General features: G+C 44.8%; 15 protein-coding genes and 1 riboswitch. Of the genes, 5 read left to right on the plus strand and 10 right to left on the minus strand.

The genetic code is table 11. The features are described 5' to 3' along the window. Positions 1 to 56: 56 nt before the first annotated feature. Both SLU01_RS09335 and SLU01_RS17955 read right to left on the minus strand, forming a co-directional pair. The gene (locus SLU01_RS09335; RefSeq protein WP_147057588.1) at positions 57 to 884 is read right to left on the minus strand and encodes an alpha/beta fold hydrolase; all 828 of its coding nucleotides are present in this window, start codon (positions 882 to 884) and stop codon (positions 57 to 59) included. Between the two features lie 35 nt (positions 885 to 919). Beyond that, positions 920 to 1,069 (minus strand): hypothetical protein, encoded by a 150-nt coding sequence (locus tag SLU01_RS17955; RefSeq protein WP_170232645.1) that lies wholly within the window; start codon positions 1,067 to 1,069, stop codon positions 920 to 922. A gap of 130 nt (positions 1,070 to 1,199) precedes the next feature. Between SLU01_RS17955 and SLU01_RS09340 the strand changes: the two genes are divergently transcribed. Then, a complete protein-coding gene (locus tag SLU01_RS09340; protein ID WP_147057590.1) occupies positions 1,200 to 2,102 on the plus strand; it encodes an NAD(P)/FAD-dependent oxidoreductase in 903 nt (300 codons plus the stop codon). Between the two features lie 49 nt (positions 2,103 to 2,151). On the opposite strand, the gene SLU01_RS09345 is transcribed toward SLU01_RS09340, so the two are convergent. The 3 genes from SLU01_RS09345 to SLU01_RS09355 form a co-directional block, all read right to left on the minus strand. Then, a complete protein-coding gene (locus tag SLU01_RS09345; protein ID WP_147057592.1) occupies positions 2,152 to 2,952 on the minus strand; it encodes an N-acetylmuramoyl-L-alanine amidase in 801 nt (266 codons plus the stop codon). A 197-nt stretch (positions 2,953 to 3,149) separates the two neighbouring features. Then, on the minus strand, positions 3,150 to 4,463 hold the full coding sequence (locus SLU01_RS09350; RefSeq protein WP_147057595.1) for a DUF4179 domain-containing protein: 1,314 nt from the start codon (positions 4,461 to 4,463) through the stop codon (positions 3,150 to 3,152). Beyond that, entirely contained in the window at positions 4,456 to 4,974 is a 519-nt protein-coding gene (locus tag SLU01_RS09355) for a sigma-70 family RNA polymerase sigma factor (protein ID WP_147057596.1), read from the minus strand. Before SLU01_RS09355 ends, SLU01_RS09350 begins: the two co-directional genes overlap by 8 nt. 267 nt (positions 4,975 to 5,241) lie before the next feature. Between SLU01_RS09355 and SLU01_RS09360 the strand changes: the two genes are divergently transcribed. Further along, a complete protein-coding gene (locus SLU01_RS09360) occupies positions 5,242 to 5,481 on the plus strand; it encodes a YkuS family protein (protein ID WP_147057598.1) in 240 nt (79 codons plus the stop codon). 40 nt (positions 5,482 to 5,521) lie between these two features. Here SLU01_RS09360 and SLU01_RS09365 read toward each other — a convergent pair whose 3' ends face one another. Next, positions 5,522 to 6,982: a protein adenylyltransferase SelO gene (locus SLU01_RS09365; RefSeq protein WP_147057600.1), complete on the minus strand. Its 1,461-nt coding sequence runs from the start codon at positions 6,980 to 6,982 to the stop codon at positions 5,522 to 5,524. 471 nt (positions 6,983 to 7,453) lie between these two features. Between SLU01_RS09365 and SLU01_RS09370 the strand changes: the two genes are divergently transcribed. From SLU01_RS09370 to dapA, 3 genes are all read left to right on the plus strand, one after another. Further along, positions 7,454 to 8,176, plus strand: a complete 723-nt coding sequence (locus tag SLU01_RS09370; protein ID WP_147057602.1) for a toast rack family protein — start codon at positions 7,454 to 7,456, stop codon at positions 8,174 to 8,176. A gap of 95 nt (positions 8,177 to 8,271) precedes the next feature. Beyond that, complete coding sequence (locus SLU01_RS09375; protein WP_147057604.1) at positions 8,272 to 8,709, plus strand: DUF3888 domain-containing protein; 438 nt, start codon at positions 8,272 to 8,274, stop codon at positions 8,707 to 8,709. Between the two features lie 100 nt (positions 8,710 to 8,809). Continuing rightward, positions 8,810 to 8,987: riboswitch (Lysine riboswitch) on the plus strand. A 124-nt stretch (positions 8,988 to 9,111) separates the two neighbouring features. Beyond that, positions 9,112 to 9,996, plus strand: coding sequence for a 4-hydroxy-tetrahydrodipicolinate synthase (gene dapA, locus SLU01_RS09380; protein ID WP_147057606.1), 885 nt, complete (start codon positions 9,112 to 9,114; stop codon positions 9,994 to 9,996). Between the two features lie 54 nt (positions 9,997 to 10,050). Here dapA and SLU01_RS09385 read toward each other — a convergent pair whose 3' ends face one another. The 4 genes from SLU01_RS09385 to SLU01_RS18460 form a co-directional block, all read right to left on the minus strand. Then, positions 10,051 to 10,347, minus strand: a complete 297-nt coding sequence (locus SLU01_RS09385; RefSeq protein ID WP_147057607.1) for a HesB/YadR/YfhF family protein — start codon at positions 10,345 to 10,347, stop codon at positions 10,051 to 10,053. Positions 10,348 to 10,680: 333 nt separating this feature from the next. Beyond that, on the minus strand, positions 10,681 to 10,764 hold the full coding sequence (locus SLU01_RS18455; RefSeq protein WP_373866407.1) for a putative holin-like toxin: 84 nt from the start codon (positions 10,762 to 10,764) through the stop codon (positions 10,681 to 10,683). A gap of 224 nt (positions 10,765 to 10,988) precedes the next feature. Beyond that, on the minus strand, positions 10,989 to 11,750 hold the full coding sequence (locus tag SLU01_RS09390) for a glucose 1-dehydrogenase (protein ID WP_147057609.1): 762 nt from the start codon (positions 11,748 to 11,750) through the stop codon (positions 10,989 to 10,991). A gap of 270 nt (positions 11,751 to 12,020) precedes the next feature. Further along, positions 12,021 to 12,113, minus strand: coding sequence for a putative holin-like toxin (locus SLU01_RS18460; RefSeq protein ID WP_373866405.1), 93 nt, complete (start codon positions 12,111 to 12,113; stop codon positions 12,021 to 12,023). Between the last annotated feature and the right edge of the window lie 329 nt (positions 12,114 to 12,442).

Raw genomic sequence — 12,442 nt, forward strand, 5'->3', positions numbered from 1 at the left:
AAAACTAAAAGGAAGCCAATCTACAGAACACCGATTGACTTCCTTCATTTTTATGATCAATGCGTCGATGCCACAAACGCATTAAACTTTTCAGGCTCTTCCATGTATGGATTATGATTGCTTTCCTCAAACGTCATAAGGATTGCGTTTGGAATAAGGTCAGCAATTTCGACCCCGAATTTGTGCGGGCACTGTGCGTCATGTCTACCTGCATATATGTAACTTGGGACTTCCACTTGCGGCAAATCTTCTCGAACGTCATAACGCTCGAATTTCCGGAAGTAATCCAACCGGTCTCCAACGGTCTTTCCACTGTTCGGGACTTTTAATGCTTCAATCAGTTTCTCTTCAGACACATAAGACATTTTTGCCCATTCGTAGCCGAGCTGCTTTCTAAGCTCCAGAGGTGTTGCTGGATCATTGAGCTGATTCATAATATCGATAATCCGCTTGAAGTTCGGATTTTCACGGCAATAGATGCTTCCTGGATCCGCGCTGTATTCCATACTTGCTGCTGCTCCACCTGCGATGATTTTCGTGAGCGAATCAGGGCGCAGGACAGCATATTGCAACGCCAACATTCCACCGGTTGAATGCCCTGCAAATCCCCACTTTTCATGACTTAAAGCTTCACGGATTGCTTCAAGATCCTTTACTGTTTCTTCCATGCTGTACTGGTTTTCATCCTCAGCCTTCACGGAATTTCCACATCCACGCAAGTTTATCAAATATACATGATGGCTTTTCGTAAACGGATCCGCAAAAGTATTACCACGATCGTCATAGGCACTATACAGATGGGTGACCGCCAATGGCTCACCTTGCCCCTTTTCAAAAAGTTCAAAAACCCCTCGATTCGTTTCAATCAAACGCTCTGTCCACATATCCTCTTCCCCCTCTTACATAAGTATCCACCCTATCATCTCATCACTGCGTAATAAAGAACATAGAGCCATCCAAGTATTCCATGGAAAATGGCCCATAGAATCGATTTATTGACGCTCCAGGAAATGACAACGGCCAAACAAGAACCCAGTCCAATACCGCGTTCCACCATCTTTTTCTCCACTCTTCATCCCCCCATACTCCAATATAGTATCATGAGCCGTTTCATATTTCAGCCTTGTTAATTAATTTGACGACGAAGCTTACAACGATGGGAGGAGGGTAAACTGGAACTAAAAAGGATGAACCGGTTTATGAATTATGAATGTGCGATTATAGGCGGGGGACCAGCTGGTTTGAACGCGGCGCTTGTACTTGGTAGGGCGAGACGAAAGGTGCTGCTTTTCGATAATGATGAACCAAGGAACCGGGTGACACGGATGGCCCATGGGTTTATCACACGCGACGGCATACCTCCCGCCGAACTGAGACGCCTGGCGCATGTGGAGCTCGCCAATTACCCTTCTGTCGAAATAAAAAGCGAAACAATCATTTCCATCAAGAGGCTCGATCAAACGCATTTTGAATTGAAAACGGATAAAGAAATCTTTCATAGCATCAAAATCATATTGGCGACAGGCTTACGAGACGAGCAACCGAACATTCCTAACATCGAGAAATTCTATGGAACAAGTATCTTCAGCTGCCCATATTGTGACGGTTGGGAGCTACGTGATCGTCCGCTCGCCGTCATTGCGGATAAAAATGTGTTCAAGCTCGCGAAAGAAGTGTATACATGGAGCCGGGATTTGGCAGTTTTCACTAATGGAGAGGGACGGCTCGAGTTGGAAGAGCGCGATCAATTGCTCGCCAAAGGCATTCAAGTGTATGAAGACATCGTTGCTGGACTTGAAGGAGATAACGGACAACTCCGAAGCGTCCGCCTGGAGGACGGAACACTTATTGACAGATTCGGCGGATTCGTCACCCCCTTATGGAGCCACCCGAACACCTTCGCCGAGGACCTTGGCTGCGGGCTGAATGAATACGGCGGTATCCAAACTGATGAATACGGCAGAACAAACGTCTGGAACGTCTATGCCGCGGGAGATGCGGCAAACATTGTACCCTCTCAACTGATCATAGCAGCAGGTTCCGGCAGTGCAGCTGCTATCGGAGTCAATGGCGATTTAACGAATGAGTATTTTAAAGGATGACCGAATATGTAAATGCCTGTGCAGATACTTTTGCACTGGCATTTTCCTTTTATTCATTGATGACGATAAGAAACGAGTCAACTCCAACCTTTTTCAAATCACCGACTTGTTTGTCCGCGTTTGACTTGTCCTTGAATGAACCGGTGATTACCCGGAAATACGTAACTCCATTCATCGTGAAGGTATCAATGAAACTATCGAAACCGTGTGCTTTTAACATAGCAATTTGCTCATCGGCATTGGTCCTTACCGTAAACGAACCCGTCACCACACGATATAATACGCCAGACGGAGGCGGTGAACTTTTCTTTTTCAATCCAAGAGCCACGGCCAATCCGTTGACATGTCCCCTTGCCACATTGTCGATCCATGCTGAAACTTTCATTTTCGCGGCATCGGCAGCATTATCGATGAACCCATTTTCAGTCAGCATTGATGACATCTTCGTTTCTCTGAGGACATGGAAATTCGCCTTCTTTTTCCCGCGGTTCTTTAAATCATTTGTCTTCACAATTTCCGCATGAATCGTATTTCTCAGTTGAGCAGTTTTCGAAGTATCGGATAGTTTATCGAAAATATAATCCTCATACCCCGTCCCTCCGCCCGCATTGATATGGATGCTCAAATAATAATCAGCACCCCATGCATTCGCATCTTGCGTTCGTTTCCCCAAACTGACCGTCTGATCCCCCGTCCGGCTCATCCGAACAGTCGCATTGGAATACTCATTCTCCAATAGATTTTGGACACGTTTCGCAATCGCCAGCGTCACATCTTTTTCCAATAAACCATTCCCGGTCGCTCCGGAGTCTGTCCCACCATGACCTGGGTCGATAAAAATTTTAACCATACTGATTCAACCTCCAATTATGTTTTGTTAGTATAGTTAATGTTAGAAATCAGCGCCGGGGACCGTCATTCAACCAAAAAACGAGCATTTGTCATCTTTTTATGATAAATCGGTGGGATTTTGCTCATTTAGGGACTTCTGACTTGATTAATTCCCTCGAAAAAAGCGCTGCCAACTTCCTCGGCAAGCGCTTCTTCTTACTCCTTCACTTCCACTGTCACATCTCCAGTGATATAATTCGGGTAATTCGTCAGTTCAAAGCGAAGCGGGTTCGTATAATTCGTATTTTCAAATGTTAAATCCCAATGTCTAGTTCCGTTTTCGTCTACATACATACCTGTGGATGAAATACGGACGACCTTTCCAATTACATCCTCACCCGTCGTAAATATGTCATAGGTATGCATAGGGTCCCCTCCGCTGTCATGCATGATAATGTGAACTCCAGACTTTGACGCTTCCATGACTTGCAACCTACCATCTTTCGGGCCGTTGATGATTTCACCTTTTTCCGTATCTATGATCAAAGTAGCCTCGTCTTTGTCCAACGCCTGCAACTTATTGATACGTAAATAAAGTTTCTTCGGCTCCTCAAAGTAATTGCTTTGGAGGAAGTAGGTATCATCGCCCCTTCCAGACAAGCCATTCCTTATAGACCCCCACACCTCGCCGCGCTCATCCTCCAACCGCATATCTTCGAACCCAAGGATCTTCTTCGTATTGGTTTCGTCAAATGCAATTTTCACGGCGACACGAAGCGGGTAGATGGTGATTTCTCGAATCGTGAATTTCTGGGCATCAATCTCGACTTCTTCATTTAACACAAATGTTTTACCCGGCTTCACATTCTCTTGCAGTTCAAATGGCAGTGAAAACGAGATCTCTTTCCCTTGGAATGAAACATCCATTTCCAGAGTGAAAGATAAGTTTTCAAATAGGGTTGGTTCGCCAAAATTGTACTCAATTTCACTGGCCCATTCGTTGGCTTTTTCATCGGGGATGGAACCACCATATGAAATTCCACTTGGCGGAACTTCCTGTTCATTTTGCAAGTCGACTTTCTGAATGCTAAGTCCTTTCACTGCTTCCGGCGACTTCATTGTGTAATAAATATACATCCCCGTTTCGTCTAAAATAACACCATCTATCGTCAGCGTCAGCCCATCTTTCGTTTGAGCCGCATCGACTTTCTGGTAATAGTCATTTTTGAGTATGGCGTCCAGTCCTTTATCGTATTGAATCAAATCAACAAATCTTTCCATTCCCGGTATCGCTGCAATTGCATTCGCAAATGCCGGAGACACGCGAATGGACGTTACGAATGTGGCAAATAGGAGTGCCGCTGCAACCAACGACCAAATCCGGTTGCGCTTTTTCCGCGACCTCGCCTTTTCACGCTTTGCCCGGTCAAACCCTTGACGAATCGCTTCATCCGCTTCGTCTAAAGGAAGGTGGATCTTATCTAGCTGGTCTTTCATTGCCAACAATTTTTCTTCTTCCTTCTCATACATGATCCCTTCCTCCTTTATCCTCGAAGTGGCTCCGAAGCGACCTCAAAATCTTATGCAGCCTAGATTTAACGGTTCCTTCCGGTATGCTCGATAGTTCTGCAATTTCCTTTATTTTTACGTCCTGAAAGTATTTTAAATATATCAATTGCTGTTCGTCTGGTTTCAGTTTGGCCAATGCTTCAGCCAATTCCAATCGGTAGTCATCTTCCTTTCCGATTGTTTCGTCCACTTCCCCAGTCGTGATATATCGTTTTCCTCTTTTTAACTGGTCTTGGCAATAGTTCATCATAATGCGGATGAGCCAAGTCTTCACATAAGCTGCTTCTCTGACAGTATGAATCTTTTTATATGCTCGATAGGTCACTTCTTGAAGCGCCTCCAATGCATCTTGCTCATTTTTCAAAAAGGCGATTGCCGTTCGAAGGAGCGCTTCTTTATGATATTGCATAAGCGCAAGAAAGGCGTCGTCGTCACCGCCAATCGCTGCTTCACTCATTTCTTTCTCGTCCATTTCCCCACCTCACTCGCCCTTCCTACACATTAGACTGCGTAAACTCGAAAAAGTTCAAATTGAAAAACCTTACTCACTCAAATGAGCAAAAGGTCCTGTTTTGGTGATATATTTGCAGATTTGGTAGATAAAACCTTGTATCCAATCGATATAGTTCAATATTCAATCGATAAACCTCCGGATTCAATCGATAACCCGTAACTCATAAATCCGCGGGCAACGGGCACAGTATGTTGAAAGCATTTTTCAAATAAGGAGGGGAAAAATTTGAAACGTATCGCTATTGAGCAACCATATGAGGACGTCGCGACGGCGCTTCAAGCAAGAGGGTATGAAACGAAGATGTTCAACTCGGATGAAGATGTAAAAGGGTATGATATCGGAGTCGTCCGTGCAATCAATGAGGGGAATACGCAGGAGTTCGACTTTCCCGTGGTTTCCATGCGAGGGATGACCATCGAAGAAGCGGTGGACGCAGTCGAACATAAAGCGAATCTCATGCAATAAGATGAAGGAATCCGCAGCGCAATGCTGCGGATCCTTCTTCTTATGTGCCGCAAAATGTCTGATATGGCGTTGTCGAAGTGGATGGCTCTGTGTATTCAGCTTGTTCTTTGCTATATGCGAATGGATCCGCTAACACTTCCAATAGTTTTTCCATGACGCTGAAGTCTCCATCTACCGCAGCCTTCAATGCCTCTTCCACACGGTGGTTGCGCGGGATCACCGCTGGATTTGTTTGTTGCATTAATTGTTTAGCTTCTTCATCTGATTGCGGTTGTCGTGAAAGTCTTTTTACCCAGCGATCGAGCCATTCGTCAAACCCAGACGCCTTGCACATCGGGAGCCCTTCCCACTGATCCAGCGTCAACGCGCGGAATGTATTCGTATAATCCGCTCCGCTGTTTTTCATCAACTGTAACAAATCCTTCACCAAGCGAACATCCTCTTGCTCTTCATTGAAAATGCCTAGTTTTGCACGCATCCCTGCCATCCAATGTGTATGATAGAGCTTTGCAAACTTCGACAGCTCCTGCTCCGCAATAGCAATCGCCTGTTCCTGCTCGTCATGCAATAAAGGTAAAAGCGTTTCCGCAAACCTGGCAAGATTCCATTCGGCTATCCCGGGCTGATTGCCATAAGCGTAGCGTGCATCCCGATCAATCGAACTGAACACGGTCGCAGGGTCATAAGTTTCCATGAATGCGCACGGTCCATAATCGATCGTCTCACCGCTGATTGTCATATTATCTGTATTCATAACCCCGTGAATGAAACCGACGAGCTGCCATTTGGCAATTAACGAAGCTTGCCGTTCAATTACTTTTTGAAGCAACGACTCGTAAGGATTTGGGTCCCCCGTTACTTCCGGATAATGCCGTTCTATCGCGTAATCCGCCAAAATTTGCAAATCCGGAACGACTTGCCGAGCAGCAGCGTACTGGAACGTGCCGACCCGTAGATGGCTCGCAGCGACACGCGTCAAAATTGCGCCTTCCAGTGTATCTTCCCGGTAGACCGGTTCCCCTGTCACAACAACCGCCAGACTCCGCGTAGTTGGAATTCTGAGGGCATGCATTGCTTCACTGATGATAAATTCGCGCAACATCGGACCTAGACCTGCGCGACCATCGCCACCACGGGAAAAAGGTGTCCTACCCGATCCTTTCAACTGGATATCGACCCGCTTGCCATCCGGTGTAATCTGCTCCCCAAGCAACACAGCCCGTCCATCCCCAAGCATCGTAAAGTGTCCGAACTGATGTCCCGCGTAGGCTTGAGAAATCGGCTTTGCACCTTTAGGAGTACGATTCCCGGCAAACAGCTCAATACCTTCTTTGCCTTCCAGCATATTCGCATCCAGCCCGAGCTGCTCCGCAAGCGGATAGTTCAACACGACCAATTCCGGCGAGGGCGAAGACTCCGGCAACGTTTCCGCGTAAAAAGCTTCCGGCAGACGCGCGTAGCTATTTTCAATATTCCATCCGATAGTATCGGTCTTTGTCATCGTTTTCACTTCTTTCTTTCAGTATGACGTTCACCAAATTCATCTCTTTAAGTATACCCTTATTCCGCCGAATCAAAGAATGTTTATTCGAATAAAGTAATAGAGGATGCGGGAATCTTAAAATGAACAGACTCCTAATGACGCGATTCAAAAAAGATGGCCCTGCGCGGAGCCACCTTTACATGAACCCTATGCGGATCATAACGACTCCATCAGAACTGTCATCATAATCCCTAACACAATGCCGACTACGAACACGACTGTGAATAAGATTACCCGTTTCAATCGCTCATCCTCCCGCCACGTCTTTTATCCAATGTATTAAAGGACAGGCGAAAACATGTGAACTATCCACGGTTCGTATTTCTGCCTCTCAGTCTTAAGGCTTACTGAAAAATCAAACACAGGACTGGTAGATTATGAACGGGAATACGGTATGATAGAAAGAAATCAGGCAGAAGGGGATTGACTATGAATAAATTATTAGGGGCCGCGCTACTATCAGGTTTTGTCGTCATTATCGGTATTTACGGTTATAACAAATGGTTGGCGAAGACGAGCGGAAGTGAGATTTTGGTAGAAAGAGACAATGTCGAGGCGTTGAATGTGGCAGTTGAGTTCGGTATTGGCGACTTGCTCATTACCGGAGGTTCTACCGAATGGATGAGCGGAAACGCGAACTATAATCATAAGAGACTAGAACCGAAAGTGAAATATAAGCAACGAAGAGATGTTGGCTTTGTCGATATTAAACAGGGATCAAAGAGAATACTAGGCTTTAAAGAACGTAATTTGAAGAATGAATGGGATCTTCAATTGACAAACGATATCCCAGTCGATTTGGACGTCGAAATGGGCGTGTCTAATTCTACACTTGAATTGGATGGCATCCAGCTAAGCAGCCTTTCAATCGACGGCGGTGTAGGAGAATCCACTATCGACCTGAGTGGCAATTGGAGCAAAGGCTTTACCGCCGATCTCGATTTGGGCGTTGGAGACGTAACCCTCATTCTGCCAAAAGAGACGGGCGCCAAATTGAAAGTCTCCAAAGGAATTGGAGGGCTGGATGCAAAAGGCTTCATCAGCCAAGGGAATGAGGTCTATGTGAATGAAGCCTATGCAGATGCGGATGTTATCATTGATATTAAAATCGATATCGGTGTTGGGAAAGTCACAGTCAAGCAAGCTGAATGAACGTTGCAGTAAGTCAAAGCACGTCTACTTGAAATACTTGGTCGTCATGAATCATCCTTTTCTACGCAAAATAGTAGTAAAAGGAGGCGCTTAAATTGAAATGTCATTGGTTCCTCTCTGGCTTTATGTCGCTGTTCCTTCTGTTTCCGTTCCCAACATATGCAGAAGAAGATTATTATCAGCCACCTGAAAGGTCAAAAGAAGAACTTGTGATGGACTTATTCCTATCGTTGCTTTTGCCGGATATTCAAAATGCGGTTAACCACTACTATGCAGAGTATCTTACAGTAAACCCATTAGTATACCCTTATCAAATTAAGATTTTAAACATGGAGAGGACGAACCATTACCGGGGATACATTTTTTCAGTGACCGTTGAAGTCACTCCTGTTGTCGGCCCGCATAATCCAGTTGGAATGGATCATCTAACTTTCACCATCACACCGGGTAACGTCAAACTGGAGAAGTTTCAGCACATTAAAACGTACGAATTACCTCCAAATTGGCAAGACATCGTTAAGAAAAAGTATTAATGCGCTGGAATTCATTTTATTTTCTTGTTTCACTTGCAATTGCAACGGATACCATGTAAAGTTACAGTAATTTAAAATTATCTTATTTCGCAAGTTTTGAAGTAAGGATAGAGGCGCAAAGACCATCAGTACACAGTCAGAGGATAATGAGATCCTATGAAGACTGTGGAAAGGGGAATTTGCCGAAGTGGAGAGAATCTCATCTTCTCGAAGCTGGTTCTGGGTTGAATAAGTCCAGAACTGTCATATAGGTAACTATATGGAGGGCTATCTTGCAAAGAAATAATTCCTTTTATTTCAGTGCAGCAACGATCCCTCGTTGCTGCTTTTTGCGTTCATTTATCAACTGCCCTTCTCCCTCTAATTTATTTACCAAAATAAAAGACAGGATGTGGAGAATCAATGAATTTCGGACAAATTGCAACAGCAATGGTAACTCCTTTCGACACGCACGGGGAAATTGACTTTGAGGCTACAAGGAATTTGATCAATCACTTAATCGCCAATGGATCGGATAGCTTAGTTGTTTCAGGTACGACGGGAGAATCCCCAACGTTGACGAACATGGAAAAAGTCGAGTTATTTAAATTCACTGTGGAAGTTGTAAATGGAAGGGTTCCGGTCATTGCTGGAACAGGTTCGAACAGTACTAGGGAATCGGTTGAACTGACAATGCTGGCAGAGGATGTAGGTGTTGACGGCGTCATGCTCGTCGCTCCGTATTATAACAAACCTTGCCAAGAAGGAATGTACCTGCACTTCAAGACAATCGCGGCGGCCACCTCTTTACCGGTCATGCTCTACAATGTGCCAGGGCGCACTGCCGTGACAATCGATGTTGATACAGTCGTACGTCTTTCAGCAATACCAAATATCGTTGCCATCAAAGAGGCGGGCGGCGATTTGGAGAAAATCGCTGAAATTATCGAACGCACCCCACCAGGTTTTTCATTATATAGCGGAGATGACGGGTTAACGATTCCAATCTTATCGATTGGCGGGACGGGAGTCGTTTCGGTTTCATCCCATGTATTGGGGAACGAAATGCAAACGATGATTCGAAACTTCAAGACAGGCAATATCCTGGAAGCGGCGGCGAATCATCGCAGGTTGCTGCCGATGATGAAAGCACTCTTTGCCGCTCCGAACCCTTCACCCGTAAAAGCGGCACTGAACTTAAAAGGAATTCCAGTAGGTGGCGTGCGATTGCCGATGATTCCGTTGAATGGAGAGCAGTTGAGTTCGTTGCAACAAGCTCTAGCTTTGAATGAAGAAGTGACGATTTAATTCTATTTAAAAACAATCCATCCTTTCAGCCCAATGGATGGATTGTTTTTCATATTAGGATTTACTATATTTGTATTCCACTTCATCAAGGGCTTCGTTATAACCTACAAACAAATCGTGGCCGTTAAAAAACCATAAATCCGGCTCCTCCACGAAAAAAGTGATGCCATCCGACTCTGTTTGCACGGCAGCATTTTTCGAATCATTGTCTATCGTAAAGGCGAGTGAAAATCCTTCTTGAACCGGGCTTGATCCATAAATCTTTGAAAAGAATCGGACTTTATTTCCTTCTTCCAGTCCTACTTCCTCTTTAAACCAATGTATTGCCTGGTCGCTCACTTCTATTTTCATCATAAACATCTCCCTTTCACCCTATATTCCCCGCTGCTCATTCGGTATTGATCGTCATTGACACGACTTACCTTACACATACATATTATATACGTGAACGACTCCTGTTGAAACCAACTTGATTACATACCTTATAAACACATGTCCTGCGGTTGTCATTTGGTTGAATGAAGGGATGTAAACATGTATACTTAATGTAGACAGTGAATATAGTAAAAAGGCGACCGCCCAATGATTGCGCATTGAACGGTCAATGTAATAGTAGGGTCCCTTTGGGGATCGGCGAGCAGATAAAATAATCCATCCTAAATGAGCCTCTAACTCAAGGATGGGTTATTTTTTATGGTGAAATGACAAGAGTGTTACGACTAGCGCTGCGAAAGTGAATACAAGCATTAGTGCTTCGAATATTGTCATAGCGACCACCTCCCTTCACGGGAAAATAGCCGATCATCCTTGAGTCACCTATTCTATTACACATTCATTTTACCACACATATGTTCGTATTCCTAGTTTTATAACCGAACATTCACTGAAACAGTTAGTAGTACCTGTGTCTATTGATACATCGGACAGAAAGTACAGCAACAAGAACAAAAGCCAATCAAATGTAAATTCGATTGACTTCCTTATAATCCAATCTATTTCGCAGTTTGCCCACCGTCAACAGCAAGATTCACTCCAGTGATATAGGAAGCTTTATCCGAACAAAGCCAAACCGCAGCTTGCGCCTGTTCTTCAGGACGCCCCATACGACCTAGCGGAATATCATTTTCAACGTATTTCGCCTGTTCAGGCACTTCTTTCGCCCAAGACTCCACAGCAGCTGTCAGCGTCATACCAGGACAAATTGAGTTGACGCGGATTCCCTTTTTAGCGTATTCAAGCGCCACCGATTTCGTCAGACCATTCACTGCCCATTTCGCCGCACTATAAGTAGCCAAATTCTCCGAACCAAGCAATCCCGACGTCGAAGCCGTGTTGACAATCGCTCCCCCACCCGATTCCAGCATCGCTGGGATTTGATGCTTCAACGATAAATACAAACCTGTTTGCGTAACCTGAATACAACGGTCCCAATCAGCCGTCTCCGTTTCTGCAATCGGCTTAGACGGAGCCCCAATGCCTGCATTATTATGGGCCCAATCAAGACGGCCATAATGTTCAACAGTTCGCTTCACCAAATCAATGATCTGCTGCTCTTCAGCGACATTACAGTAAATGAATATTGCGTCCCCACCCTTTTCCTTAATCATCCGCACAGTTTCCTGCCCTGCCTCTTCACTCACATCAGAAACAACAACCTTTGCTCCCTCTTCCGCAAAGGCTATTGCGCTAGCTCTTCCAATGCCATTTCCTGCCGCAGTTATGATCCCCACTTTGTCTTTCATTAATTCTCCCATTCCAATTCCCCCCTTTTCTTGAATACTTCTACATTCGACATAATGTATGAAAATCCTCTTCTCATTCTTTTACTCATTTTGAGCCTCCATTGTTCCCAACGACTTGAACAAATCGAATAGGATACGTATAATAAAGGTAGAAACTGAATAAAATAAAAAAGACCGCCCAAGTTGCACCTTGAACGGTCAATATAATAGCGTAGGTTCCCAAAGGGGATCGGCACAGAGATGAAAAATCCATCCTACACGAGCGATCAACTCAAGGATGGATTATTTTTTGTCGTTTGATGACAATATGGCTACGACTAGTGCTGCGAAAGTAAATACGAGCATTAGTGTTTCAAATACTGTCACATCGACCACCTCTGGCCTACAGGAGGTAGGTCATGCAATCGTTGCGACAGGACGTCGCGCACTTAGATTGCCCTTCACGGGAAAATGGCCGATCATCCTTGAGTCACCTATTCTATTACTCTTTCATTTTATCACACACACGTTCGTGTTCCCAGCTTTATTCCCGAACAATTAGGACAGCCGTCCAAATGACTCAATCGATAGATACACCGAAATACCACTCAAACGAACGTCTTCCGCTTTTCGGATATAATCCTTCAAATAATCCGCAGCATCAGGATTCCCATACACCTCTTCAGGCGTCATCCAATACACATCCGCCACTTCATCAGCGCTGA

The sequence above is a fragment of the Sporosarcina luteola genome (genome assembly GCF_007991495.1).
In the GTDB taxonomy this organism is placed as follows: domain Bacteria; phylum Bacillota; class Bacilli; order Bacillales_A; family Planococcaceae; genus Sporosarcina; species Sporosarcina luteola.

Bases quoted from the DNA above. Each gene is read 5' to 3' on its own strand.
- SLU01_RS09335 (WP_147057588.1), bottom strand. From the start codon at position 884: ATGTGGACAGAGCGTTTGATTGAAACGAATCGAGGGGTTTTTGAACTT.
- SLU01_RS09340 (WP_147057590.1), top strand. From the start codon at position 1,200: ATGAATTATGAATGTGCGATTATAGGCGGGGGACCAGCTGGTTTGAAC.
- SLU01_RS09345 (WP_147057592.1), bottom strand. From the start codon at position 2,952: ATGGTTAAAATTTTTATCGACCCAGGTCATGGTGGGACAGACTCCGGA.
- SLU01_RS09350 (WP_147057595.1), bottom strand. From the start codon at position 4,463: ATGTATGAGAAGGAAGAAGAAAAATTGTTGGCAATGAAAGACCAGCTA.
- SLU01_RS09355 (WP_147057596.1), bottom strand. From the start codon at position 4,974: ATGGACGAGAAAGAAATGAGTGAAGCAGCGATTGGCGGTGACGACGAC.
- SLU01_RS09365 (WP_147057600.1), bottom strand. From the start codon at position 6,982: ATGACAAAGACCGATACTATCGGATGGAATATTGAAAATAGCTACGCG.
- SLU01_RS09370 (WP_147057602.1), top strand. From the start codon at position 7,454: ATGAATAAATTATTAGGGGCCGCGCTACTATCAGGTTTTGTCGTCATT.
- dapA (WP_147057606.1), top strand. From the start codon at position 9,112: ATGAATTTCGGACAAATTGCAACAGCAATGGTAACTCCTTTCGACACG.
- SLU01_RS09385 (WP_147057607.1), bottom strand. From the start codon at position 10,347: ATGAAAATAGAAGTGAGCGACCAGGCAATACATTGGTTTAAAGAGGAA.
- SLU01_RS18455 (WP_373866407.1), bottom strand. From the start codon at position 10,764: ATGACAATATTCGAAGCACTAATGCTTGTATTCACTTTCGCAGCGCTA.
- SLU01_RS09390 (WP_147057609.1), bottom strand. From the start codon at position 11,750: ATGGGAGAATTAATGAAAGACAAAGTGGGGATCATAACTGCGGCAGGA.